Source organism: Actinospica robiniae DSM 44927 (assembly GCF_000504285.1).
Lineage (GTDB): Bacteria > Actinomycetota > Actinomycetes > Streptomycetales > Catenulisporaceae > Actinospica > Actinospica robiniae.
Genome location: NZ_KI632511.1, coordinates 3,108,370 through 3,133,787, shown reverse-complemented (window position 1 = coordinate 3,133,787; position 25,418 = coordinate 3,108,370). Strand labels below are relative to the sequence as shown.

21 protein-coding genes are annotated in these 25,418 nt (G+C 70.7%); 9 read left to right on the top strand and 12 right to left on the bottom strand.

What is annotated here, in order from left to right:
• Nucleotides 1-9 precede the first annotated feature (9 nt).
• Nucleotides 10-834, bottom strand: coding sequence for an alpha/beta hydrolase (locus ACTRO_RS13430; protein ID WP_034263453.1), 825 nt, complete (start codon nt 832-834; stop codon nt 10-12).
• Nucleotides 835-1,041: 207 nt separating this feature from the next.
• Here ACTRO_RS13430 and ACTRO_RS13425 point away from each other — a divergent pair, with 207 nt between their 5' ends.
• The 4 genes from ACTRO_RS13425 to ACTRO_RS13410 all read left to right on the top strand — a co-directional run bounded on the left by ACTRO_RS13425 (nt 1,042) and on the right by ACTRO_RS13410 (nt 4,358).
• The gene (locus ACTRO_RS13425) at nt 1,042-1,968 is read left to right on the top strand and encodes a zinc-binding dehydrogenase (RefSeq protein WP_034274694.1); all 927 of its coding nucleotides are present in this window, start codon (nt 1,042-1,044) and stop codon (nt 1,966-1,968) included.
• Between the two features lie 94 nt (nt 1,969-2,062).
• Nucleotides 2,063-2,842 carry an oxidoreductase gene (locus tag ACTRO_RS13420; protein WP_034263451.1) on the top strand — a complete coding sequence of 260 codons (780 nt, stop codon included), beginning with the start codon at nt 2,063-2,065 and terminating at the stop codon, nt 2,840-2,842.
• Between the two features lie 94 nt (nt 2,843-2,936).
• The gene (gene rpsD / locus ACTRO_RS13415) at nt 2,937-3,551 is read left to right on the top strand and encodes a 30S ribosomal protein S4 (RefSeq protein WP_034263450.1); all 615 of its coding nucleotides are present in this window, start codon (nt 2,937-2,939) and stop codon (nt 3,549-3,551) included.
• A 24-nt stretch (nt 3,552-3,575) separates the two neighbouring features.
• Entirely contained in the window at nt 3,576-4,358 is a 783-nt protein-coding gene (locus ACTRO_RS13410) for a DUF2470 domain-containing protein (protein WP_051450784.1), read from the top strand.
• Here the strand turns inward: ACTRO_RS13410 and ACTRO_RS13405 are convergent.
• Nucleotides 4,355-4,954, bottom strand: a complete 600-nt coding sequence (locus ACTRO_RS13405; protein ID WP_034263449.1) for a M48 family metalloprotease — start codon at nt 4,952-4,954, stop codon at nt 4,355-4,357. The genes ACTRO_RS13410 and ACTRO_RS13405 overlap by 4 nt on opposite strands.
• A gap of 158 nt (nt 4,955-5,112) precedes the next feature.
• Here ACTRO_RS13405 and ACTRO_RS13400 point away from each other — a divergent pair, with 158 nt between their 5' ends.
• Nucleotides 5,113-6,282: a molybdopterin molybdotransferase MoeA gene (locus ACTRO_RS13400; protein ID WP_084317067.1), complete on the top strand. Its 1,170-nt coding sequence runs from the start codon at nt 5,113-5,115 to the stop codon at nt 6,280-6,282.
• 278 nt (nt 6,283-6,560) lie between these two features.
• On the opposite strand, the gene ACTRO_RS13395 is transcribed toward ACTRO_RS13400, so the two are convergent.
• Complete coding sequence (locus ACTRO_RS13395) at nt 6,561-7,433, bottom strand: beta/alpha barrel domain-containing protein (protein WP_051450783.1); 873 nt, start codon at nt 7,431-7,433, stop codon at nt 6,561-6,563.
• 223 nt (nt 7,434-7,656) lie between these two features.
• Here ACTRO_RS13395 and sigK point away from each other — a divergent pair, with 223 nt between their 5' ends.
• Together sigK and ACTRO_RS13385 are read left to right on the top strand one after the other, a co-directional pair.
• The gene (gene sigK, locus ACTRO_RS13390; RefSeq protein WP_034263448.1) at nt 7,657-8,259 is read left to right on the top strand and encodes an ECF RNA polymerase sigma factor SigK; all 603 of its coding nucleotides are present in this window, start codon (nt 7,657-7,659) and stop codon (nt 8,257-8,259) included.
• Between the two features lie 5 nt (nt 8,260-8,264).
• Nucleotides 8,265-9,044, top strand: a complete 780-nt coding sequence (locus ACTRO_RS13385) for an anti-sigma factor (protein WP_063628238.1) — start codon at nt 8,265-8,267, stop codon at nt 9,042-9,044.
• An 18-nt stretch (nt 9,045-9,062) separates the two neighbouring features.
• Here the strand turns inward: ACTRO_RS13385 and ACTRO_RS13380 are convergent, their stop codons facing one another.
• The 4 genes from ACTRO_RS13380 to ACTRO_RS13365 form a co-directional block, all read right to left on the bottom strand.
• Nucleotides 9,063-9,869, bottom strand: a complete 807-nt coding sequence (locus tag ACTRO_RS13380) for a DUF1295 domain-containing protein (RefSeq protein ID WP_034263446.1) — start codon at nt 9,867-9,869, stop codon at nt 9,063-9,065.
• Nucleotides 9,856-11,916, bottom strand: coding sequence for a DUF1365 family protein (locus tag ACTRO_RS48865; protein WP_211244226.1), 2,061 nt, complete (start codon nt 11,914-11,916; stop codon nt 9,856-9,858). The genes ACTRO_RS13380 and ACTRO_RS48865 overlap by 14 nt, the downstream gene beginning before the upstream one ends.
• Nucleotides 11,917-11,921: 5 nt before the next feature.
• Nucleotides 11,922-13,283, bottom strand: coding sequence for an FAD-dependent oxidoreductase (locus tag ACTRO_RS13370; protein ID WP_051450781.1), 1,362 nt, complete (start codon nt 13,281-13,283; stop codon nt 11,922-11,924).
• Between the two features lie 105 nt (nt 13,284-13,388).
• Nucleotides 13,389-13,880 (bottom strand): MarR family winged helix-turn-helix transcriptional regulator, encoded by a 492-nt coding sequence (locus tag ACTRO_RS13365; RefSeq protein ID WP_063627992.1) that lies wholly within the window; start codon nt 13,878-13,880, stop codon nt 13,389-13,391.
• A gap of 133 nt (nt 13,881-14,013) precedes the next feature.
• Here ACTRO_RS13365 and ACTRO_RS13360 point away from each other — a divergent pair, with 133 nt between their 5' ends.
• Nucleotides 14,014-16,158 carry an FUSC family protein gene (locus ACTRO_RS13360; RefSeq protein WP_169739889.1) on the top strand — a complete coding sequence of 715 codons (2,145 nt, stop codon included), beginning with the start codon at nt 14,014-14,016 and terminating at the stop codon, nt 16,156-16,158.
• A gap of 304 nt (nt 16,159-16,462) precedes the next feature.
• Here ACTRO_RS13360 and ACTRO_RS13355 read toward each other — a convergent pair whose 3' ends face one another.
• A complete protein-coding gene (locus ACTRO_RS13355) occupies nt 16,463-17,869 on the bottom strand; it encodes an NF041680 family putative transposase (RefSeq protein WP_084315835.1) in 1,407 nt (468 codons plus the stop codon).
• Between the two features lie 1,447 nt (nt 17,870-19,316).
• Between ACTRO_RS13355 and ACTRO_RS13350 the strand changes: the two genes are divergently transcribed.
• The gene (locus ACTRO_RS13350; protein ID WP_034263443.1) at nt 19,317-20,573 is read left to right on the top strand and encodes an IS110 family RNA-guided transposase; all 1,257 of its coding nucleotides are present in this window, start codon (nt 19,317-19,319) and stop codon (nt 20,571-20,573) included.
• A gap of 293 nt (nt 20,574-20,866) precedes the next feature.
• Here ACTRO_RS13350 and ACTRO_RS13345 read toward each other — a convergent pair whose 3' ends face one another.
• The 4 genes from ACTRO_RS13345 to ACTRO_RS13330 form a co-directional block, all read right to left on the bottom strand.
• Nucleotides 20,867-22,186 carry a Tim44 domain-containing protein gene (locus ACTRO_RS13345; RefSeq protein WP_245594368.1) on the bottom strand — a complete coding sequence of 440 codons (1,320 nt, stop codon included), beginning with the start codon at nt 22,184-22,186 and terminating at the stop codon, nt 20,867-20,869.
• Nucleotides 22,187-22,390: 204 nt separating this feature from the next.
• Entirely contained in the window at nt 22,391-23,218 is an 828-nt protein-coding gene (locus ACTRO_RS13340) for an SAM-dependent methyltransferase (RefSeq protein WP_034263441.1), read from the bottom strand.
• A gap of 92 nt (nt 23,219-23,310) precedes the next feature.
• A complete protein-coding gene (locus ACTRO_RS13335; RefSeq protein ID WP_084316229.1) occupies nt 23,311-24,645 on the bottom strand; it encodes an MFS transporter in 1,335 nt (444 codons plus the stop codon).
• Nucleotides 24,646-24,713: 68 nt separating this feature from the next.
• Entirely contained in the window at nt 24,714-25,250 is a 537-nt protein-coding gene (locus ACTRO_RS13330) for a hypothetical protein (protein ID WP_034263440.1), read from the bottom strand.
• Between the last annotated feature and the right edge of the window lie 168 nt (nt 25,251-25,418).

Genomic DNA, 25,418 nt, shown 5'->3' with positions numbered 1-25,418 from the left:
CGAAACGGCTCAGGCCATGGCCGGGACGTGCCTGCCGATCCAAATGAGACAGTCTTCTGCGATTTCGCGCCAGCCGCTGTCGATGGTCAGCGAGTGGCCGCGATCCCGGTACTCCATCAGATCCGTCGTCGCGCGGGACGCGTTCTGCTGCTTGTATTCGGACTTCGTGATGGCTTCCGGCACAGTGCGATCCCGGCGGCCCATGATCAGCAGCAGTGGGCCGCGCTCGTCCGCATGGGTGTCGACGGCGGCGGGGGAGTGGCGGGAGAAGTTCGCGGCGGCGGCCTCGAACAGCGGACGACCTGGGGCCGGGATCGCCCACATCGAGTGCAGCTGGTCGGATTCCTCGGCGCTCACCGCGTTGCCGAAGGCGTAGCGGAACTGTTGCGACGTCAGGGAAACGGCCTTGCGGCGGTTCGACGGGTTGCGGAAGACCGGGAACGTCGCCCTGAGCGCGGAGAGCGGGACCGGCAGCACGCCCTTGAACTGCGCGGCGTCGATGGCCACGGCCGCGCAGCCGTACCCCTTGCCGAGCAGCTTCTGCGCGATCATCCCGCCGAAGGAGTGGCCGACGAGCACCGGCGGCGAGGGCATGGCCTCCACGATGCGCGCGTAGTGGTCGGTGACTTCGTCGATCCCCTTGCCGGCGATCGCCTCGGGGTCCTCTCGGGACGCCTCGACCGTGCCGGCGACGCCGGGCCAGCCGGGCGCCGCGGTCGTGAATCCCTTCTCCTGGAACAGTTTCTCCCACGCGTACCAGGAGGTCGGGTGCAGCCACAAGCCGTGGATGAACAGCACCGGCGTGCCGTCGCCGGAGCCCGTGGTCGGCGTCATCTTCTTCACCTCGCCGAAGAGGGGGTTAGCCGGACGGATGGGCGGTTGCGGAGTAATCGTGGCGCAACGACCCGATTGCCCAGTCTTACACATGATCGATCTGATTGCGATTGCGAGGAGCCGGGAGCGCCCGTCTAATGAGGAGAAGCGCACACCCCCAGATGGAGCGGACCGAGGAGGCACCCGGTGGCCGACGTGAGCGGCTCGATGATGGCGCTGCGTGCCCACGCCCGCGGCGGCCCGGAGCAGCTGGTCTACGAGTCGGCCCCCCGCCCGTCGCCCGGCCCCGGGGAGGCGCTGGTGCGCGTGCACGCGGCGGCGATCACGTTCGCCGAACTGGGCTGGGATGAGACCTGGACCAGGCAGGACGGCTCGGACCGCACCCCGATCATCCCCGGCCACGAGGTCTCCGGCGTGGTGGAGGAGGCGGGCCCGGGCTGCGCCCTCGCCGTCGGGGACGAGGTCTACGGCCTGATCGACTTCGACCGGGACGGCGCGGCCGCCCAGTACGTGACCGTGCCCGGCGACGTGCTCGCCCGCAAGCCGGCCGGCGCGACCCACGAGCAGGCCGCGGCCATGGCGCTCTCGGCGCTGACCGCCTGGCAGGCGCTGGTCGATCAGGCCGGGATCGAGCAGGGAGAAAGGGTCCTGATCATCGGCGCGCCCGGCGGTGTCGGCGTGTACGCGGTCCAGTTGGCTCGGGCCAGGGGCGCCGAAGTGACGGGCACCGGCCGGGAATCCGGCCGTGAACTGGTGACCCGGCTCGGCGCGCAGCGGTTCCTGGACTACACCGCGGGCCCGCTCGATCCTGGCGCATCAGGGTTCGATGTCGTACTCGACGCGGCCGGCGCCGGGGATGACGAGTCGTTCTACCGGGCGCTGCGTCCCGGCGGCCGGATGATCCTGCTGGCCGGACCGCCTGACGCCGATCGCGCGAAGAAGCACGAGGTGCACGCCACCTTCTTCATCGTCACGCCGGACGGAGCGGAGCTGGCCGCGCTGGCCGCCCTGGTGGACAAGGGCGAGCTCGAGCCGGTCGTGGGCCAGCGCTACCCGCTGGCCGAGGGGCGGACCGCGTTCGAGAGCGGAAGCCGGCCGCGCCCGCCGGGAAAGACCGTGCTCCTGGTCGGCTGAGCGCCTGAGGGTCGGAGCGACTGAGCGCTTGAGCGCCTGAGCGCCTGAGTGCCGAGACGTCCGCCGCCGCACGAGATCGAAGGGATACGGGCCGATGGAGCTCGCGCTGGAAGGACGCACTGCGATCGTCACCGGAGCCAGCCGTGGAATCGGCCTGGCTTGCACGAGGGCACTCGCGGCCGCCGGGGCGGACGTGGTCGCGGGCGCCCGGAAGGGGTCCGACGAGCTGACGGAGCTGACCGAAAAAGCCTCGGTGCGCTGGCTGGAGGTCGACCTCGCGCAGCCCGAGGGCCCGGCCCGGCTGGCCGCCGCGGTGGGCGGCCCGGTGGACGTCCTGGTCAACAACGTCGGCGGAGCCCCGGCGCGGCCAGACGGGTTCGCCGGCATCACGGACCAGCAGTGGGCCGACACGCTGAACCTGAACCTGCTCGCCGCGATCCGGATGACGCGTGCGGTGGTGCCCGGAATGGTCGAGCGCGGCTCCGGGGCGATCGTGAACATCGGTTCGGTGAACGCCGAGCTCCCCGACCCCCTGGTGCTCGACTACAGCGTGGCCAAGGCCGCCCTGCACGCGTTCGCGAAGGGCCTGTCCAAGGAGGTCGGGCCGAAGGGTGTGCGCGTCAACACGGTCAGCCCCGGCCCGGTGGCCACGGATCTGTGGCTCGGCACGAACGGCATCGCCGACTCGGTCCAGCGTGCCACCGGTGCCGCCCCAGGCGAAGCCCAGAAGGCCGCCGCGGCAGCCACCGCGACCGGACGCTTCTCCCGTCCGGAGGAGATCGCAGACCTCGTGCTCCTGCTCGCCTCGGACGCCACCGCCAACGTCACCGGCTCGTTCATCCGGATCGACGGCGGTTTGGTGCCGACTTGGTGAGGACGGGCTGCCCATTGCCCGCGCGTGCTGAGTTAGGTTAGCCTTACCTAACTCCTGCTCATGCGGAGCGGAACAGCGAAAGGGCAGGCCGAGGTTGAGGTACACAGGACCGAAGGTGCGCCGGTCGAGGCGGGCGGGCATTCCGCTCACGCGGAAGGCGGAGAAGATCATGGAGCGGCGCCCGCAGCCGCCGGGGCAGCACGGCACCGGCCGACGGCCCGGGAAGGAGAGCGACTACGGTCGTCAGCTCTCGGAGAAGCAGCGCATCCGCTGGTACTACGACCTGACCGAGCGGCAGCTGCAGACGACCTACGACCGGGCCAAGCGGCGCCCGGGTCGAGCCGGGGAGAACGTCATCGCGGCGCTCGAGTCCCGGCTGGCGACGGTCGTGCTGCGGGCCGGGTTCGCCGCGTCCATCTACGCCGCGCGGCAGTTCGTCAACCACGGCCACGTCCTGGTCGACGGCGCGAAGGTCGACATCCCCTCGTACCTCGTCAAGCCCGGCCAGACCGTGGCCATCCGCGAGCGTTCCCGGCGCATCCCCGCGTTCGTGGCCGCGCAGGAAGGCGTGTACGCGGACGAGCACGACGCCGGCTACCTCGACGTCCAGCGCGAGCACCTCTCGGCGACCCTTGTGCGCGAGCCCCGCCGCGCCGAGGTGCCGATCAGCTTCAATGAGCAGCTGCTCGTCGAGTTCTACTCCCGTTGATCGCCGTCGAACTGCGAGGATCCCATGACGCACCAACAAGATCCGGTCGTTCCACATCCGCTGCAGGCCATGCGGGTACGCACCCTGGCTTCCACGGCGAGGGTGACCGACGTCGAGACGCTCGCCGACGGCCGGACGCTCTCGGTGCCGGGCGCTGTCACTGAGCGCGGATACCCGGTCGTGCTGCTGGAATCGGGCAACGCGCTGCACGCCGCGTTGCTCGGCGGGCAGAACGACGTCGCCGCCCGGGTGACGCTCCAGGCGCCGCGCGAGGTGGGCGGGCACAGCCTCGTGCGCGCGACGTTGGGAGCCTGTGGTTGGCTCCGCGCGCTTCCGGAGGCCGGCCTGCGCGATGCGGCCGTCGCCATCGCAGAGCACTACCCGGACGAAATCTTGTTCACCGCACTCGAATGCGCGGGCGAGCCGCACGCGCCGCTGATCGCAGAGCTCGATCTCGCCAGTATCGACTGCGACACGGTGGACAACCGCGGGGCCGTGGACGTCGAGGAGTACCTGGCCGCCGACCTCGATCCGCTCGCCGACGTGGCCGAGGACATCATCGAGCACATCAACAGCGACCATGCCGACCTCATCGCGCCGTGCTTGGCCACGATGATGGCCAAGCCGGTCCGCGTGGCGTGGCTGTGGGAGCTCGACAGCGAGGGCATCGCGTTCCTGGCCGAACTGCCCGGCGCGGTCGGCGCCTCCGTGGTGACCGTGCCGTGGCCGCAGCCGATCCGGGACCCGGCCGTCCTCGATCTCGCCCTGCACTCGCTGTTCGTGGCCGGCCGTTGCCCGGAAGCTTAGGGCTCTTGGCGTATGAGTTTCCTGACCCTCCGGATGCGGTCGTCCAGGCGCGGATGCGTGCCGTAGCCGAACACGAATAACGCCCACTCGAGGGTTCCGTTGAAGGGCAAGCGTAGGAGGTCCAGGCACTCCGCCAACGCTTCCGCGCCGACCAGGTCGACCGCGTACGCGTCCAACGCGTACTCGATGCGGCGGAGCAGGTGGCACACGACGTGGCCGATCAGGAAGGCCGCTACGCAGATGGCGGCCGCTGTGCGGGGCGGGACGAAGGCGAAGGAGATCAGGCCGCCACACCACATGAGGGTCCTGAGATAGCGCGCGAGTCGGGCCGCGGCCAGCGCCAGCACCGGACCCGGGCCGGTGATCGCCGATGCGGCGCCGATCTGGCGCGCGATCAAGGCGTCGATAGCGCCGGGCGGCAATGATTCGATCCACAACCGGGCCACGACGATATCAGTGCCCTGGCTGTACACCCCGCCCTCGTCGACGAATCCGATCCCGATGCGACGGTCCAGGTACAGGACCGGGTTTCCGGCCCGTTCGAGCAGGTCCTCGAACCGGGCGCGGACGGCCGCCTCGTCGACGGCAGCGGTCATCGGTTCGTCCCCTCCTGCGCGCAGCGCTGTGTTTCACCCCTCCGACTCTGAGGCTACTCCCGCGTTTCGGCGGCCGCGCACGGGAGAAACCGAGCGTACGAGTGCGGCGACGTTCGGGCGAAACGTCGGGATGGGACCGTGGTGAGATGGTGATGACCATGGAAAAGCCGACGTGCAGGGATGTCGCCTGGGTCGAGGCGCGCGCGTACGCGCATGCGGCCGGCTCGCCTCGGGCGGCGGTGCGGGTGACGCTCGCCGAGGCGTCGGGTCTGGTGCTGGCCGAGGATCTGGCGGCTGCCTTGCCGTTGCCCGGCTTCGACACGGCGGCGATGGACGGATACGCGGTCGCGGGACGTGGGCCGTGGCGGGTGCTCGGGCGGGCCCGGCCGGGCGCGGCGTGGCCTGGGCTGCTCGCCGAGGGGAACGCTGTGGAGATCGCGACGGGTGCGGTCGTCCCGGCGGGAGCGTGGGCGGTGCTGCCGGTGGAGGACGCGAGCGTGGCCGGCGACGAGGTCGCCGGCCCCGAGCCGTCTCGAGGCCGGCACATCCGGCCGACAGGCGAGGACGCCGCCCCGGGCGCGCGGCTCGTGCCCGCGGGCACGCCGATCCGCCCAGCCGTGCTCGGATTGGCCGCGACTTGCGGCTACGACGAGCTGTTGGTGTATCCGGCCCCGATCGTGCGTGCTCTCGTCACGGGTGACGAGTTGGTGCTCCACGGCCGCCCGGATCCGGGCCGGATCCGGGACGGGCTCGGCCCGCTGCTGCCATCCCTCGTCGCAGAGTTCGGCGGCCGCCTCGCCGGCATCGCACACGTCACCGACCGCCCGGCCTCCGGACTGCGCGAGGCGGTCGAGGCCGCCGGCGACGCCGATGTGGTCGTAGTGACCGGCTCGACGTCGGTCGGCGCGGGTGATGGGCTGCGCCGGATGATCACACAGCTCGGCGCGCAGTGGATCGTGGACGCGGTGGCGTGCCGGCCGGGCCATCCGCAGGTGCTCGCCCGGCTGCGCGGCGGGCCGTTCGTCGTCGGGCTGCCCGGCAACCCCTTCGCCGCGCTCGTCGCCGCGCACACGCTGCTCGAGCCCTTACTCGCCGGACTGTCCGGCCGCGGGCTGCGCCGGCTCCCGCAGGCCGCGCTGCTTCGCCCGGTGGCCCCGCTGGCCGGGCGCACGCGGATCATCCCGGTCAGCTGGGACGGCCCCGGCGTGCTTCCGCTGGGCGGCGACCGGCCGGCGTTCCTCAACGGCGCCGCTCTCGGCGACGCGCTCGCCGCGGTCCCGCCCGGCGCAGCGGCCGGCGATCCGGTGCCACTGATGACGCTGGGCTGACGGACTGTCAGAGTGCGCGGGGAGCGCCACGTAGTCCAGCGGGAGTCGAGGGTGGCTATGGCAGACCAGGCGACACTACGGGAACTGCTTCGCGGCCTCGCGGTGTTCGATACCGAACTCCCGCCGTTCGACGCGGCCTCCGCGCCCGCGGAACCGGTCGCGCTGTTCGTCGAGTGGCTGTCCGGCGCGATCAAGGCCGACGCACGAGGCCGAGGGCGAGAACGCCTGGACACGCGACCTGCTCTGGCCCTGACCGCGAGCCGCGCCGTGGCGTCCGGCTACGGCATACGCCTGCGGACGACGGCGGGATGGGCGCCGAGCGCCGCGAGCGTCGCGACGGACTCGCCCGGACCGCCGCCGGCCAGCTGCCTGCTGTCGACGAAGATGGCGTCCGTGCCCAGTTTGGCGCTCGCCAGCAGGTCGCTGCGGGGCGAAGAGCCGGCCGCGGACACGCGCACCACGCCGGCCGGCACCAGCGGGAGCAGCTTCGCCAGCGTGGACTGGACGGAGCCGGGCGTGGCCCGCAGCGTCGGGCGCAGCAACAGCGCGGTGGCCTCGCCGCGCAGCGCCCGGACCAGATCATGTGCGCTGCGCACCTCGACCACCGGGGTCAGCCCGATCGTGCCGGCGCGCTCGACGAGGGAGATCAGGGCCGCGTCGGTCACCAGCGGCGGATGCACCAGGATGAGGCTCGCGCCGTGCGCCCGGGCCTCCCAGAGCTGGTAGCTGCACACGACCGGCTCGAGGCTGAACAGCGGCACCTGCGTGTGCGCGTCGACGTCGGCCATGGCAGCCAGCGCCGCTATGGGTCCGGCGGTCCCGGGATCGGCGGACACGGCGATCACCGCCGCGCCGTCGGCCTCGTACCGCTCGGCGCGCGGCACGTTCTCCGCGGCCGGTCCCGGCTCGAGCTCGGCCACGACGGCGATGTGACTGCCGTTCAGCGCTTCTCGCCCGTTCAACGGCGTCGGCCGGTCCAGCGCCCGCGCCTTGAGCTCCGGCAGCGGCACCCGGTGCTGCCGCTCGGCCAGCGCGGCGAGCGCGTGTGCGGGGACCGTGGTGGAAGTCCGGGACGCTGCTGACGGTGCGTGCACGTAGGCCTCCTCGCCGGCGTCCCGGAGGCGCTCGGTGTTCCGATAGCCGCCCGGCATACTCAGACGGTAGCTCCGACCGGGCGATAAGCCCAATCGCCCACGTGAGCGCGACGCGGCGGACGCGGCGGAGGGCGGAGAGAACTCGCGCGGCGGCCGGCTCGCAATAGCCTGGCGGTCGGACAGGTCGGACCAATCCGAACCGGGGCCTGCTTCGAAGGAAGGGTATGACCTTGTCGAAGACGGTGGTACCGCAGGCCGGCGTGGCACGCGGAATGCTCGGATGAGCGAGCGCGAGCCGCTGCGGGCCCTCGGCCCGGACTCCGCTGCCCCGGCGGCCGAGGGACTCGACGGCTGGCTGCGCCGGGTCAGCCTGGGGGAGAGGGACGCGTTCGAGCACGTCTACGCCGAACTCTCGGGGCCGGTCTTCGGGCTGGCCACGCGGATCCTGCGGGACCCGGCACAGGCCGAGGAAGTGGCGCAGGAGGTGCTCGTGGAGGTGTGGCGCAGCGCGAGCCGGTTCGACCCCGGACGCGGCTCGGCGAGGGCCTGGGTGATGACGATCGCGCACCGCCGCGCGGTCGACCGGGTCCGCGCGGAGCAGGCGGCGACGGAACGGGCCGAGAAGAGCGCGCGCGAGTCCGCGCGGGTCCTGCCGGAGAAGGACGTGGCCGAGGAGGTCGAGGGAAGGCTCGAGCGCCAACGGCTGCGCCGCTGCCTGCGCGGGCTGACCGACCTGCAACGCGAGTCGGTCACCCTCGCCTACTACAGCGGCTACACGTATCAGCAGGTCGCGGAACTGCTCGGGTCGCCGCTCGGCACCATCAAGACCAGGATGCGCGACGGCTTGGCCAAGCTGCGCGACTGCCTGGGAGTGGGGACGTGACGACCATGGCAGGTCCCGGCGTGCACACCCTGACCGGCGCCTACGTCTGCGACGCGCTCGGCGAGGCCGAGCGGGCCGCGTTCGAGGCGCACATGGCCCAGTGCGCGGACTGCGCCGCGGAGGTTCGTGAGCTGAGAGAGGTCGTCGCGATCATGGCGATGGCGGTCGCGCAGCAGCCCCCTGGCTCGCTCAAGGACGGCCTCGACGCGCAGATCGCGGTGACCCGCCAGCTCCCGCCGATCACCGATGAGGGTTCCGACCCACAGACGCAGACGCAGCGGCAGTCGCCGGCGCAGCGGCAGGCGCAGCGGCGCAGTTCGAAGCGCCGCCTGCGGGCCGGGTGGGCGGTCGCGGCGGCCCTGGCCCTGCTTGCCGCGGGCCTCGGCTGGCGCACGATCGACCAGCAGCACCAGCTCGACAGCCTGAACGCCCGCTCGACGCAGATCTCTCAGCTGCTCGCCGCCCCCGACGCCGCCACCGCGCGCGTGAAGGTGACCGGCGGCGGCACCGCGCTGCTCATCGACTCGCGCCAGCTCGACGAGGCGGCAGTCGGGTTCACCGGCCTCGCCGGCGCACCCGCGGGCAAGACCTATCAGCTGTGGCTGATGACACCCGACGGCAAAGCCCGCTCCGTGGCGCTGATGTCGACCGACCCTGCCACACCCGTGGTGATCCGAGGCCTGACCGGCGAGGCGAATGTCGGTATGACGATCGAACCGGCAGGCGGCAGCCCGCAGCCGACGACGACACCGGTGATGGTGGCCGCCCTCGGCGGCTCCGATTGAGTGGATCAAGGCTCGGCGTCACCGTTCGCGCCGAGGCGGGAGCGGGATGAAGCCACTGGTGCGATGCGCGTAGGCGGCGAACTCGGGTCGGGTTCGGGTCATATGACGATCCGCCAGCCGCATGCCGCTGCCGAGGGTCAGCAGCAGGGTCATCACGATGGGCGAGGCGATCGTGCTCAGCCCGGCCCACTGGTCGGCGCCGAGGAGGAACAGGCCCCACCATACGCATGCGTCGCCGAAGTAGTTGGGATGCCGGGTGTAGCGCCGCAGGCCGGTCGTCAGCAGCCGGCCCCGGATCGCCTGGTCCGCCTTGAAGCGGGCGAGTTGCCGGTCCGCGACCGCCTCGAAGACGAAACCCAAAGCCCAGAGCGCGCAGGCGGCCGCGGTCTGCGGGCCGGGGGACGCCGTTCCGAATGCCGCGACCTGGATCGGCAGGGAGATGAACCAGGCCAGGAATGCCTGCAGCGCGAAGATGTGGGTGAACGCGTACCACTGCCTTGATCCGCGCGCTTTGCCGAGCAGTTGTTCATACCGGGGGTCCTCCGGCTTGCCGCGGGAGCGGAGACCGATGTGCACGGCCAGCCGCAGGCCCCACACGCCGGTCAGTACCAGCACCAGGATGCGCCGCGCCAGATCCCCGTGGCCGGCCGAGAGCCCGAAGGCGACGGCCGCGATGACGACGAACGCAGCGCCCCACGCGACGTCGGCCACCCGATAGCGTCCGCTTCTGGCGCCGATCGCGAACGCGGCGGTGAAGACGAGCAGCGATGCGGCGGCGGTCACGGGCAGCGACAGCGCCCACGCGTGCAGATCAGTGCCCGTCATCGCCGGATCCCTCCGTCGGCATGCCGAGCAGGATCTGATCCACGCCCATTCGGCCCTGCTCGAAGGCGAGCTGCCCGCCGCCCAGGTACAGCCGCCAGACCCGTGCGGTCTCATCGCCCACCAGGTCGCGCGCCTTCACCCAGGAGTCCTCGAGATTCTCGCGCCAGGCCGCGACGGTGCGCACGTAGTGCTCGCGCAGCGATTCGGTGCCGTGAACCTGAAACCCGGCCGCGCGCCATAGGGCGATCGTCTCTTCGATCGGGCGCATCTGCATGTCCGGCGCGATGAACGCTTCGATGAACGGCCCGCCGCCCGGAGCCGTCCCGTGGGCCCGCGACATCTGCTGGATCAACGCGCGGCCGCCGGCCTTCAGCGCGGTGCGCACGGCAGACGTGTAGACGGGGTAGGCCTCTGCTCCGACGTGCTCGCCCATCTCGATCGAGGCGACGGCATCGAAGGCGTGAGGCTCGTGGAACTCGCGGAAGTGGGCGACGCGCACCTCGACCTGATCGGCCAAGCCGCGCTTCTTCAGTTGATCATTGATATAGGCAGCCTGCTGCTCCGAAAGGGTGAGGCCGAGCCCGTGGACGCCGAACCGTTCCACCGCGTGGATCAGCAGCCCGCCCCAGCCGCATCCGATGTCCAGCAGCCGCATGCCGGGCGCGAGTTCGAGCTTGCGGCAGATCAGATCGAGTTTGTCGCGCTGCGCGTCGGCGAGGGTGTATCCGGGTTCGGTTGAGGTCCAGTACGCACTCGAATACGCCATCGTCGGGTCGAGCAGCAGGGCGTAGAAGTCGTTGGACAGGTCGTAGTGGTGAGCGATCACGGCACGATCGCGAGCCAGAGTATGCAGATCTCCGTTCACCCGGGCCTGGGACGCAGGCGGCGCCGGGCGCGGGCCGACCGCCCCGAAGCGAAGGGCGGTGCTGAGCAGGCGCACGAGGTTGGCGGGCTTGGTCATCCGGGGCGGACTGTCGCTGCGGCCGACGTCGTCCCACACCCGGCGCAGCCCTTCGGCCACGTCGCCGTTGAGATCGAGCTCCCCGGTGACGTACGCCTGCGCGAGTCCGAGCTCGTTCGGCGCCCACAGGAGGCGCCGCAGCGCGCGTGGCGAGCGGATGACGAGCGTCGGGTCTGCCACGGGCCCGGCGTGGCTGCCGTCCCATGCGCGGATCCCTACGGGGAGCCGGCGGCCGCCGGTCAGGTCTCGGTAGAGCCGGTCCAGTCGCGGCGCGACCGGATCCGCAGTCGGTCTCGACATGGAGCGGGCTGTCCTCTCGGAGGCGATGGTGTGATCAGATGACCGTGGACATGGCTGGGTGGATGGTTGAGCCGAACGAGGGGTCACCGGAAGGCCGCGCAGATAGAGCCGGACGCCCTGGACCCGGATCCGAGCCGCAGTCAGCAGCGTCGGACACGGCTGGGTGAGCGCGCGTCGTACCACGGCTCCCAGCGAGGCGGGAGTCGCGCGACCGCGAAGTACGGCAACGAACGGAGCTGCATCCGGCGGCTGGTAACGGATGGTCAGGTGGAGATCCTCGCCGGGCTCAGGCACGGACATGCGGTACTGGCCGGAGACGGGGTAGAACGGGGAGACGTAGAACTGCTTGTCCGCATCGGCGCGTCCGGCATCGTCGGGCCGCAGCAGATAGCGGTGGCGGCCTCCGTACGTGTTGTGGACCTCTGCGATGACGCACGCGAGCGTTCCGGCCGCGTCGTGGCACCAGTAGACGGTCAGCGGGTTGAACACGTGCCCGAGAGAGCGCGGTGCCGTCAGCATCAGCACACGGCCGCCCGCCAAGTCGATCCCTTCGCCCGCGAGGTAGCTCTCCACGTTCTGCCGCAGCCCCAGCTTCGGATCTCCCGCATGGTCGCTCGCCCTGAACTCGGTGAGCCGGTTCAGCGGGCCAGGCAGACGCGGGATGTGGTCGAGGTCGACGAGCCACAACGACGTCCGATAGGTGAAGTCGTTGTGGACTGGACCACGACGCACATGGCGGATCGTGCAGTCGTAGATGCGTGCCTCGGGCATGGTCGCACGTCGCATCGCACTCACCACTCGACTCCGAAGGCTGCCGCGGCGGCGGCGCCCGAGGCACATCCGTCCTCGTGGAAACCCCAGCCGTGGTAGGCGCCGGCGTAGGCCGTATGAGGGGTGTTCAGCTGCGGCAGACGTGCCTGCGCGGCCACCGATTCGGGCGTATAGACGGGATGTTCGTAGACCATACGAGCGATCACAGCGGCCGGATCGATCACCTTGGTGGTGTTCAGAGTGACCAGATAGTCCCGCTCGGCCGTGAACCGCTGGAGCTGGTTCATGTCGTAAGTCACCAGGGCCCGCTCGCTCGCCCCGACGTCCCACGCGACTCGGCGCCCGGCCCGGCAGCGCGGGACGAGGTAGTTCCAGCAGCTGCGCGCGGCGGCGGCCCGCGGCAGCACCGAGGCGTCGGTGTGCAGGACGGTCTCGTTGCGCGAGTACTCGATCGCCCCGAGCACGGCCCGTTCCTCCGGCGAGGCATCCGCGAGCAGGCGCAGCGCCTGATCCGGGTGGGTGGCTATGACGACGCGGTCGACCTCGTGGACGGTGTCGGCCTCGTCTCGGACCTCGACGCCGTCGGGCGTCCGGGAGACGGCACGTACCGGCGTGGAGAGGTTGACCGCCGAGAGCGCCTTGACCGCCCGCTCGACGTAGACGCGCGAGCCGCCCGTCACGGTGCGCCAGCGCGGCGAGCCGGTGACGCTCAGCATGCCGTGGTGGTCCAGGAACTCGAAGAGATACCGGGCCGGATAGCGCAGCACCAGGTCGGGGCCGGTGGACCACACGGCCGAGACCAGGGGCACGAGGAAATGGTCGGCGAAGTAGGCCGAGTAGCCGCCCTGGGCGAGGAACCGGCCGAGGGTGGGCCCGGATACGGCCTCCTCGAGCCCCGAGCCGTGCGCGGCGTCGAGTGCGTCGGGCTCGGCCAGGAGCCGGCGGGCCTGGCGGTGGAAACGCTTGATCTCGCCGAGCATGCGCAGGAACCGCAGGTCGCGCAGGTTCGCCGAGCGGGCGAAGACGCCGCGGGTGCCTTTGGCCCCGGCGTACTCCAGGCCGCAGCCGAGGCAGCGCACGCTCATCGACATCCCGGTCTCCTGCGTGGACACCCCGAGCTCGCCGAACAGCCGCAGCAGGTTCGGATACGTGCGCTCGTTGTGCACGATGAAGCCGCTGTCGACGGCGAGCGCGCCGGCCGCCGGATCGGCGACGTCGTGCGTGTGGGCGTGGCCGCCGAGCCGCTCGTCCGCCTCGAAAAGCAGCACGTCATAGCCGCGCTGGAGCAGATAGGCGGCGGTCAGTCCGGCGATCCCGGACCCGATCACGGCCACCCGTGCTCGCGGTTCCGCTGCTTCCGAACAGCCGTGCACCCTAGCCATGTGCCCACCCGTCCCCTGCTCGTAGCCGGTGGATCGTCTTTCCGGGTGTTCGGCGCCGAGGCCGGTCCGGATTGGGTGGGTCGCCGGGCGGGTTGTCGAGCGGGTCTACGCGGGGTGCGTCGGGCTCGGCTCGGCCGGGCCGGTGAGGTAGCGCCGCGCGACCGAGCGGTTGTACTTGCCCAGGATCGCGTCGAAGGCGAGCAGGTCCTCGTCGGTCCACTCGGCGAGCAGGTCGGCGACCATCTCGGTGCGCATCCGGCGCACGTGGCGCATCCGCTCGAGGCCGGACGGGGTCGGGGTGACCACCGTGCACCGGCGGTCGGCCGGATCGGGTTCACGCTCGACCGAGCCCTGCGCCTGCAGCGCGGCGACCTGGCGGCCGGCCGTGGACGGGTCCAGGCCCAGCAGCGTGGCCAGCGCGCTGATCCGCATCGGGCCGGACTCGTCGAGCGCGCGCAGCAGGAGGTACTCGGCCCGGTCGAGGCTGTCGTGGATGTCCGTGCGCCGGTGCAGCAGCTCGAAGTGCCGCGTGAGGATCGCCGTCTGGCGCTCCACCGCGGCCAGCGCGCCCCGCCGCGGCTCCGCAAGCCGGTTCACGATCGCCTCCTATTATCGGTATCATGCAAGTAATTCCCGGATCCCGACGAGCCGACGGCTCCTCGATACCGCGCCGTCCGCCCGCGATCTGAAGGATAGACAGTTCCCGCAGCTCGAGACGAGGTGGGCACAGGTGGGTGTGGCTCCGGGTGACGGCGGACCCCTCGGCACGCTGCGAGAGGCCTGGGATCGGGTGATCGCCTCCGACCCCGGCCTGGTGCGTGCCAGGATGGCGATATCCGCGGCGGTCGCGATGACCACGGCGCTGCTGGTCGAGTACGGATACGCCTCGGCGATCGGCGCCGGGCAGCGCGGCGTGCTGGTCGCCATGATGCTCGGCGGCGTGGTCGCGATGATGGGCTCGATGGCGCTGGCCGGCACCTCGGTGCGCCCGAAGCTGCGCACCGGCGTCTTCTTCCCGGTCGCCTTCGGCGCCGGGATGCTGCCCGGTGCGCTCGTGGCCGGACGCACGGACGTGATGCTGACGGTCTTCGTGGCGGTGATGTTCGTCGCGGTGTGGGCGCGCCGGTTCGGGCCGGCCTTCTTCTTCTACGGCTTCATGCTGTGGATGGGCTATTTCTTCGCAGCCTTCCTCGACGCCTCGGTCGACGAGATCCCCTCACTGCTCGAGGACGTGCTGGTCGGCACAGGCGTCTCGATCCTGCTCTCGGTCACCGTGCTGCGCACCCACCCGCGGCGCACGCTGCGGCGGGTGCAGCGGGCCTTCGGCGCGCGGGCAAGGGCGGTGGCGCGGGCCGCCGCGGATCTGCTGACGGCCGACGGGGATCCGCGCCGCACGGCCCGAGCGCAACGGCGGCTGCACGCACGCGAGCTGCGGCTGGCCGAGGCGGCGCTGATGATCGAGGCGTGGACCGTAGAGCCGGGCGTACTCCCGCGCGACTGGTCCGGGCCCGAACTGCGCCGCCGACTGCTCGACGCGCAGCTCGCGATCGACGAACTGGCCCACGCCGCGACCGCGCTGGCGGCGCACGGCGGCGACCTGGTGTATCCGGCCGCGCGCGTAGCCGGGCATCTGGCGCGCCGCGAGTACCCCGCTGTGCTGTACGCGGCCGGTCCGCTGCTACGCGCCGAGAAGGCCGGCGCCGAAGTCGACGTCGAGGACGCCGAGCTCCGCCGGGCCTTCGAACTGCTCGGCGCCGTCGCGCTGACGATCCCGGCCGCGACCGGCGCCGCGCCCGCCGCCGCGCAGCCGCTCCCGGTCGGGCCGCAGGCTGCGGCCGTCCGTCTCGCCCGGGCCGCCGTCGACTACGTCGTGCTCGCGAGCGAATCCGCGGACCCGACGGCCGCCGGCCCGGACGAAGCGCCGGCCGAGCTCGTCCCGGCCGCCACCTTCACTCTCGGCATGCTGCCCGGCTCAGCCTCGATAGCCGGCGACCTGCAGGCACGCGGCGGCCGCTGGAACCCGCTCAGCCGCGCCAAGCTGACGACACGTCAGGCCGTCCAGGTCGCACTGGCCGGGGCGCTGGCGATCATCCTTGGGCGGCAGATCTCCGAGGTGCGCTACTACTGGGCCGTCATCGCGACGTTCGTGACCTTCACCGGCACCGCGACCCGCTCGGAGACCTCGCTCAAGGCGGTCAACCGAGTGCTCGGCACGCTCGCCGGCCTCGGCGCGGGCATCGGACTGGCGGAGGCGACGGCCGGGCACACGCTGCTCGTGCTCGCCGTGATCGTGCTCGCGATGACGTGCGGGTTCTACGTCGTGAACCTCTCCTACGCCGCGATGATCGTATTCGTCACCATCATGGTCTCCCAGCTCTACAGCGTGCTGCACGAGTTCACCCCGGGACTGCTCGTGCTGCGGCTGGAGGAGACCTCGCTCGGCGCGGCCATCGGCATCGCGGTAGGCCTCGTCGTCCTGCCGACCAGCACCCGCGAGACGGTGAGCGCGGCACAGCGGGCGTTCCTCGAGGCGCTGGCCTCGGTGCTCCAGCAAACGGCCGCGGCCTGGGAGGGCGACGCGTCGGCAGACCCGACGGCGTCGGTGCGCACGATGGAGGACCGGCTGCGCCGGTTCGCCCTGGTGGCCCGGCCGTTGACCAGGCCCCTGATCTCGGGCGCGGACCCAGCCCTGATGCGCCGTCGGATCGGCCTGCACACGGCCCTGTCCCGGCACGCCAGGGCCCTCGCCGCGACGACCCCCGGCCCCGAGCGCGACCCCGCCTTCGCCCAAGCCTGCCGCGACCTGGCCCGGATCGTCACCGGGCTGCCCCCGGACGGCGACACCGCGCCCGCCCGCACCTACGTGCGGGCCTGACCCTCTGCGCGATCTGCCGCGGCTACGGAGCTCAACGCGAGTTGATGGTCGTCTGAGTGCTGGTGGCTGGCTGCGGTTTCAAGCTTTCGCCTCCGGCTGGGGCCTTCCCTCGGAGAGAGTGCCGGGTCTCCGTAAGTGCTGGCGTTGGCGGGGCGGGCTGGGGTTCGGGGTGGTGGGGTTGCGGGGGTGTGCTCTCTCCTCGGTTGGTCCCCGGAGGCAATCAGGGACCTGCCGGGAGGTCAAGCGGCGGTGGTTTCCGTTGGTGGTGGATTTTGCATGGCGCCGCTTGCTTAAGATTTAACCATTAGTGATCATGGTCGGGTGTTTTCGATGTCGCTCGTTCATGGCTTGTGCCGGTCTTCTTACCGGCTGGGTGGCGTGTGCGCGGTGGCCGGGTCGTGCCCGTCGGGCGGCCGGGGCCGGCGGTGGTGGGTTTCGGCTTTGCGGCGGGGGTGCCGATTTTCCGTGCCAGTACGGGGAAACCCCGGCGGACCCGGCCGGGTGTCGGGATCCGGTCTGGGGGTGTCGGGCGCTGCCAGGGCAGGCGCAGGTGAGCGCCGAGCCGGCGGGCGAGCCTGAGCTGGGTGTATGCGGTGATGGTCAGCCAGGTCCAGCGGTCGGCCTGCTCCGGGGTGCCCACCTGCGGCGCGGTCCAGCCGAGCGACTGCTTGAAGAACCTGAATGTATGCTCGATATCGAATCTCCGCAGATAGGCCGTCCAGAGCTGATCGAGGTCGAACCCGGTCCCGGGCCTCGCGTGGTGCCAGAGCCACAGGTCCTGCGGTGCGCGGCCGCCGGGCAGGCGCTGGGTCTGGACCCTGATCAGGGTGCCGGGCAGGCGCGGCAGTTGCTGCGCGTGCTCGCGCCAGGCGCCCTGGCGCTCGAGCTTCTGGTGCAGCCCGTGCCAGGCGGTCACGATCGTGCGCCCGCAGCGCGGCGAGTCCCGCTCGACGCGCAGGTCCGGGTCGTGCCAGGTGCCCGGGTCGGCGATCGCGAAGCGTCGGCCGTGCACGGGCGGGCGTCCCGGGGCACCGCGCGGGCGCGGCACCGGGTCGCCGTAGTAGACCCGGTCGCGGCGCACCCGTCCGAGAATCTGCCTCTCCAGGCCCCGGCCGGCGGTCAGATAGGCGATCCGGGTCAGGTCGTAGCCGGAGTCGAACACGAACAGTGCGGCAGGGCGCCCGTGCGAGAGCCCGGCGGCGGCGCAGCGCTCGAGCACCGCTTCGACCTGCGCGACGGTGACCGCGGTCGCGTCCTCGGCCACGGCGAGGCGGCGCGCGTCGAGCGGTGCGCACCACGAGTGCGCGCCCCACTCCAGCCCGACCGCGACCGAGTACGGCCATCCCGGCACGGTGCCGCGCCGGTTGCCGCACGCACACGAGTGATGGCAGTGGTGGCGCTCGCGTGCGCACTCGGCGTGCGGACGATGCCACGAAGAGACATCGATCGCGAATTTCAACGGTCCGTCATCCAAGGGTTCCCACACGCTGGTGATCAATCCGGCCAATGCCGGCACGTCGATCTCGCCACTGGCCACGGCGTCGTACAGGGCCCCGTGACCACGACGAAACGGCCGCTGCAGCGACAACTCGGCGAGCGAGCGCACCCGACCGTCCGTCGCGAGTACCGCATCGACGAGATCGAACAAAGAATCCGCGCGCCGCGCGAAGCAGCCGTGCACCCCGGCCCGAAACCCCCGCAGAACCTTCAACGACCCCCCGCCCCCGGCCGCGCGGGACTGGCCGGGCTCCTCACGGCATGGCATCATGAGACCCACGGCCACCTACCTTCTTCGTATCCTTCGACAGAAACGAAGAATCGCAGGTGGCCGTGCCGCGCGTCAGCAGAACACCGAAACTCCCCCAGAAACGATCTCGCCGAGGTTAAATCTCAAGGCTTGACCTCCCGGCAGAACCCTGATCGGGCTTCGCCTGCCCGACCGAGGAGAGAGCCCACCCCCTGGGGAGTGGTGCGAGCTGCGCTCGGGCCCGGGTCCCGGCCGGTGGCCCGGTCGCGTTCGGTGCGGAAGGATCCTGCATCGCCGTGATCTGAGCATCCCGATTCCCGATCCGCGAAGGGGTTGGTGAGTCGGCCGCGCCAGATGCTGAATCCTGCTTTGCCGTTCTGGGCCGCTCTTTTCTACTCTCTTCCTTTAACGCTGGGGAACGCGCCAGAGTGCCCGAAATCTCAGAGATTTTTGCTTATCCGGTGAAAGCCTGATGCGCGGTTTTTGTCGGTGGTGGCGTCTAGTATGGAAGAGTACGGAGGATCGGGGCTTGTGATGCGAGGGGTGGTGGACGGGGTGACTAGGCAGGTGGCGTCAGGGGCGTGGCCGCTTGCTCGCGCACGATGCCAGGTCGCGAGAGCCCAGGCTGTATACCGCGCGGTCGTCATCGTCCATCACGGATGCGATGCAGAATTCTCCCGGATTGAGCGCGGCCAGTCTGCGGGTTCCCTTCGTGGATCGGGAATCAGAGCGATCGGATCAGGGCCGTGCAGGATTCTTCCGCGTCGAATGTGGCCTGTCCGCGGGATTCCTCTGCGAAGTCCGGGATCGGGGTGGATCGCACCAGGGCGATGCAGAATTCCACCTCAGGCGCGACCCGGGCACCGATGCCTTCGCGCGGATCGGAAATCGGGATGGTCGGATCTGGGCGGTGCAGGATTCGTTCGCATCGAGCGCGGCCGGGCCACGGGACGGGACCCGGCCTGAGCGCAGCTCGTGCTGCTCCCTAGGGGGTGTGCTCTCTCCTCGGTCGGTCCCCGGAGGCAATCAGGGACCTGCCGGGAGGTCAAGCGGCGGCGGCCTGCGCTGATGGTGAATCATGCATGGCGCCGCTTGACCTCCCGGCAGAACCCTGATCGGGCTTCGCCTGCCCGACCGAGGAGAGAGGGCTCGGGGGCTCGTGGCCTCACCCTGTCGGTGGGAAAGTGTTTCTTGTCGCCCCGGTTCAGGTCGGTGTGGGTATGAAGTGTGATGAGCTCGCGATCGAGAGGCTGGCCGGGGAGCGCTGTATAAGGACTTTGTATTGCCGCAGACGGCGGTGCGGGCATCGCCGCGAAGCGCGTGTCTCAGCCTAGGGTGTGTCCTTGCGCTCCACCGGGGTGACACGGCGCCGGTGGGCTCTCCCACGGGCCGCACGGCGAGAGGGGATGCGATGGAGCAGGAGCACACCTACCGTAGAGCCGCGGGGATCGATCTGGGCAAGCGCGTGATGTCGGTATGCATCCGGACCCCGGGCCGCGGCGGGGCGGTGGATCTCGAACAGCTCACCTACACGACGATCACATCACAGATCCTTGCCTTGCGCGACCGCTTGGAGGACGCGCGGGTGGAGATCGTGGCGATGGAGGCGACCGGAGACTACTGGCGCCCGGTCTGCTGGATCCTTCAAGGCACCCTGCCCGGGGTCGAGGTCCTGTTGGTCAATCCAGCTCACGTCAAAATCCTCAAAGGGCGCAAAACCGACCGGGCGGACGCGGCGTTCCTCGCCCGTCAAGCAGCCGCCGGAAACCTGCGCGGCTCGTTCATCCCCCCCGAACCGGTACGCGAGGTACGCGATCTGACCAGGCGACGCACCACTTTGACCTCGCTGCGCGGCAGCGAGGTCCAACGGCTGGAGAAGACACTCGAGGACACCGGCGTAAAACTCTCCAGCGTCATCAGCAGCCTCACCGGCACGACCGGACGCACCATCCTCCAAGCCCTGGTCGCCGGCACCCGGGACCCCGCCATACTCGCGCGGCTCGCGGACCCCAGGATCAAAGCCGGCCACGAACAACTCACCGAGGCCCTCACGGGCTACTTCACCGACCACCACGGCTACCTCGTAGCCGACCACCTCGAAGAGATCGACCACTACACCGGCAAGATCCGCGCCCTCGACGAACGGATCGCGCAACTCCTCGACCAGCCCGACAAACACCAGGACGTCCGCAACCTCACCACCATCCCCGGCATCGACACCACCGGCGCGCAGATCATCGTCTCCGAACTCGGACACGAGATGAACGCCTTCCCCACCCCCGGCCACCTCTCCTCCTGGCTCGGAGTCGCCGGCGGACACAACGAATCAGCCGGAATCAAACGCAAAGCCCGACCCGCCGACGGCAACAGCGCCATGCGCCGACTCCTGGGCATCGCCGCGTTCACCGTCATGGGACACAAGGGCACCTACCTCAACGCCCGCTACCACCGACTACGCGGACACATGGACTCCCGCAAAGCCCAAGTCGCGATCATGCACGACATCGCTATCGCGATCTGGTTCATCCTCCACGACAAAGTCCCCTACCGAGAACTCGGCCCCGACTACTTCGCCCGCCGCGACCCCGACAAGATCACCCGCCGCATCCACGCCCTCGCCCGCTCCATCGGCGCCACCATCGAAATCCACCCCACCCCCACAACCTAAAACGACCACCTAAGCCGACCTGCAAACTCGCCATACTTTCGTCTCAGCACACCCCCGGCACCCGACCACCCCCAACCTCAGCCCGCCCCGCCACGCCAGCACCCCACAGACCCCGGCATCTCTCTCCGAGGGAAGGCCTGCCAGCGGCGATCTTCGTCTTGCAACCGCAGCCCACCCCGCCAACGCAACGGGTGGGCAGGGTGGGCAAACGAAACTGTGGGCGAGCGAAGCGGTCGCCCACAGCCTGACGACCACCCCGCCCCCACGAGCACTCAGCCGATCATCAACTCGCGTTAAGAAGCCCGGCCCATCGCGCGGTGCGCGCCGGCCTGCTCCACGTCGGCCGCGATCACGGTCCACCCCTTCGCGTCCGGGCCGTCCAGGCGCAGGTCGAAGGCGAAGGTGAGCGGACGCCGCTTGCGCGCGTCGCCCTGGAGCACCTCTTCGGTCCGGCGGTCGACCTCGTAGTAGACGCCCTGGGCGCCGACCGCGATCCGGAAGACGATCGGCTCGCGGGAGGCCAGCGAGCGCACCTCGATCTTCTCGATCGCGGCGTCGCGCATCACAGTGCGGTTGACGGTCTGGACGGTCGTGAAGTCGAGGCTGCCGTCGTTCATCGTCCACTCCTCGATGAACTGCTCGACGGCGACCTCGAGGACCGACTTGTCGAAGCGGGCGTCGAGCAGGCTCACGTCGCCGGCGGCGGAGTCGGCGTCGGTGCTCCAGGAGAAGTTGGTGAGCGAGAGGATGTCCGGGACGTCCTTGGCCGAGGTCTTCTCGGCGACCTCGAGGACGGCCTCCCGGGCGACTTCCTTCTGATCCCAGCTGTCGATCTCGATCTCGGCGGTGAGGTGGTGCGCGCCCTCGGCCGCCTGCTCGATCGAGGACACGATCCACTCGCCGGCCTTGTTCTTGCGCAGCGTCCAGTACTCGACCGGGCTCGTAGAGCCGTCGGCGCGGCGGGAGTCCGAGCCGTAGGCGCGGCGCACGTAGTCGTTGAGCCGGGCCGAGATGCGGAAGGTGACGGTGTCGTTCTGCTCGCCCTTGCGGTTCGCCACGTCGACGAGCTCGAGTGTCGGGCCGGAGAGGATCTCCACCACGTTGACCTCGCCGCGCGACTCGTAGTCGCGCAGTTCGTCGGCCCACTTGCGGTAGAGCACCGGGGACAGGATCTGCCGGAGCGTCGCGTTGTCGCGGTTGGTCCAGGCCCGCTGCGCGGTCACGTAGAGCCAGCTCGCGCGCTGCTTGAGTGCGGCGACGTTGAAGCTCGCGTCGGTGTCGCTGAGCACGTCGACCCGGGCCTCGACCAGGGCGGCGCGGGCGCTCGCCTGCGCGTCCGTGCGGTGGGCCACGCGGTCCGACTGCGTGTTCGAGGAGCGCTTCTTGCGTGCCTGCTGCACGCGGCTGTAGATGAGCACGACGATGATGACCAGGACGATCAGCACCAGCACGCCGGCGGACCCGCCGCCGCCGATGCCGCCGACCACGCCCACCCCGCCGAAGCCGCCGCCCCCGCCACCTCCGCTGTGGCCGCCGCCGCTGAATCCGTGGCTGCCGCCGCCGCCGCGGGCGTACGCCACGGCCGGACTGGTCAGCGCAACAATCGCCGCCACCAAGGCTATTCGTCGACCCCCGCGCACGCGTTCCTCCTGAGATTGAGACGACCCGGCAAACAGCGTACCGCCACGTCCACGTGTCTTCAGCTGCGCTGACGCCACGAATCGGCGGTCGATGGAGTCGTAAGGCCGGAACCTGCGCCGGTTGCCTTCCGGTCTTCTCCCCGGGCTGCTCCCTGACCAGCCCTTTCTTCGGTCTTTTCAGACCCGGCGCCCCACGCCCCCGATCAGGCTGTAGCGGGCGACGTCGGCGTCGAGCGGGTCCGTTTCGAGCGCGCCGGGCTCCGGGCGCCAGTGGATCAGGTCGACCAGTCCTGGATCGAGCAGCTCGTATCCGGCGAGGATGCGAGCGACCTCGTCCCTGCTGCGGAATACGCCCGGCTGGGTCGTGCGCTCGTAGACATGCTCGATCTCGCCGACCACGGTGGGCTGGTAGTCGTTCGTGCCGTGGCTGACCAGCAGATATGAGCCCGCAGTGGTGCCTTCGCGGTAGGCGGCCACGATTCCGGCCGGGTCGTCCCGGTCGGGCACGAACGGGAGGACGGACACCAGCAGCACGCCGACCGGGCGGGACAGGTCGAGGCCGCCGGCGCGGACGGCGTCGCGCAGGACCGCGTCGGGGTCGCGCAGATCGGCGTGCAGGACGCTCACCGACGGCGTGCCCGAGAGCAGCGCCGACGCGTGCGCCACCGCGACCGGATCGGAGTCGACGTATACGGTCCGGGACCCGGGCCGCGCCGCCGTGACGATCTCGTGCACGTTGCCGACGGTGGGGATCCCGGAACCGAGGTCGAGGAACTGGTCGATGCCGAGTTCGCACAACGCGGTGACCGCGCGGGAGAGGAAGGAGCGGTTGGCCCGCACCACGTGCGGCGCGTCCGGGAAGACCTTCATCGCCTGCTCGGCCAGCTCCCGGTCGCAGGCGAAGTTGTGCGAGCCGCCGAGGAAGTAATCGTACATACGCGCCACGGACGGGCGTTCGATGTCGACTTCGTCCGGCGCCCACGCTGGCCGATGCCGTTGGTGCATTTTGCAACCACCTCCGTTGCGCCCATTGATACCAGAGGTGGCACGGGCTGCACACCGCCTGGGCGATCGAATTCACGGCCAACAACGGACGGTCACGCGGGTGTGGCGACGCGTGGCGCCGCGGGCGCATGTGGCAGGTGGGTCGGCCTGGTCCGCTCGGCCCAGCGGGCGACCGGGACGGTGGCCACGCCGAGCAGGAGGAAGAAGCCGCCGAGCGCGAACCAGCCGGCCTGGCCGCCGTCGATGCAGATCAGGGTGAGGATCGCCGGGGCGAGGGAGCTGCCGAGCAGGCTCGACCACAGCCCCTGCATGCCCTGGTACTGGCTCTGCGCGTGCGCGGGGGCGAGATCGTAGCCGAGGGTGAACGAGCCGGAGGCGTGCCACAGCTCGCCCGTGGTGTGCACCGCGCACCCGGCGGCGAGCAGGAGCACCGCGGCCCACTCGGGCACATCCGGCAGCAGGCCCAGCAGCGGGCAGCTGACCAGGAAGAAGCAGCCCGCGTTGCGGAAGGCCCGGGCGCCCTGCCCGATCGTGGTGACGGCCGCGCCGACCCGCACTTGGAAGAACACGCACATGAGGGTATTGACCAACATGCCGAGGGCGACCGACCAGCGCGGCGCGTGGGTGTGCGAGACGACCCACAGCGGCAACGGAATCAGCAGCACCTGGTACTGCAGCGTCATCAGGCCATTGACGACGGCCCACGCGTTGAACGGCACGTCCCGGGCCGCACCCCAGCGTCGTTCCTTCGCCGGACGCGGCAACGGCGGGAGGTGCGGCAGCCGCCGCAGCATCGCCGCGGACAGCAGGAAGGTAGCCGCGTTGCCGAGGATGAGCAGCTCGTAGGCGAGCCGGGTGTCGACGTCGATGGCCACGGCCGCGATCAGCGTGCCGACCGCGATCCCGCCGTTGGTGACCGCGCGCAGCCGCGCCCGGAACGCTGCCGCGCCCTCGCCGCCGATCCGCCGGGCCAGCCCGCCGCGCACCGCGTTGGCCGCGCCGTTGGCCAGCAGATCGACCGCGGCGACGAGGACGAGCGCGGCGAAGTCGTGGATCAGCACGTAAGCCGCGGTGGTGACGCTGAGCAGGAGCAGCAGCGCGAGCTGCACTTCGCGCGGACCGCGCCGGTCCGCGAGGTCGCCGACGAAAAGGCCCGCGGACACGCCGATCAGCCCGGCCAGGGTCAGGCCGAGCCCGGCCCGGGCGGCGCTCAGATGCACGACGCGGGTGAAGTAAAGGATCGACGACGTCATGAACATGCCGTTGCCGACGGTGTTCACGAGGGTCGAGGTCATCAGGATGCGCTCGGGCCCGGGCTCGGGCAGACGGCCGGTCAGTCGGGCGGCTGCCCGGACGCGCGACGCGGGACGGCCGCTGACAGCCGGATCAGGGTGCTGGGAAACGGTGTCAGCGGTCGCGAAAGCCATGGTCTAGACCGTATCGTAATGGTCACCTGGCGGGCCAGAGAGTTACCTAATCTTGATCGGGTCGGGACTCACTTCTCGTCGGCGTGCTTGAGGGCGGCCTTGTGCAGTTGGTGCATCTGGTAGGCGCCGGCTCGCTCCGGTTCGCGGCCGGAGAACTCCACGAGGACGGTGCCGGTGGCGATCACCGTGACCGTCCGCCGGTACCCGGAGTCGAGGAGGTCGTTCGAGCCGGACTCCCACCACACGGACTCGATCCCCAACTCGTCCCAGCGGTATCCGGTCAGCTGCGAGCCGACGGCTGCCACGACGCCTTCGGTGAAACAGTAGAGTCGCGGCGCGCTGCCGCCGGCTCGGCGCTGCACTCTGGGGATCGCGACCGCGACGATGGCGGTGAGGCCCATGGCGATGGTCAGCGCCCCTATGACGGGCCACCAATCGTGCGGCTTCTTATAGAGCTCTGCGATGCCCCCGGCGACGAAGACCACTCCGAACGGGAAGGCGCATCCGGCCTCCGGCTCGTAGGACGGGCTGGCGACCTTGACCAGCCGGCCATAGCCGCCGCTCAAGCCGATCGCCCGCGCGCGTTCGCGTTCGCCTCTGCCCACCCGGACACCTCCACCCCTCGCCCGCCGCCGTTGATCCGTCCCTACCCGCTCGCGCGCGCACGACGCGGTTCCGGGAGCTCCGCGCAGGTTCCGGTCCTCCGGATGTATTGACGCGCCGTCATTCTCGCCATACACAACAGGTGCTTGGAGAGCGCTCTCCCGCATGCT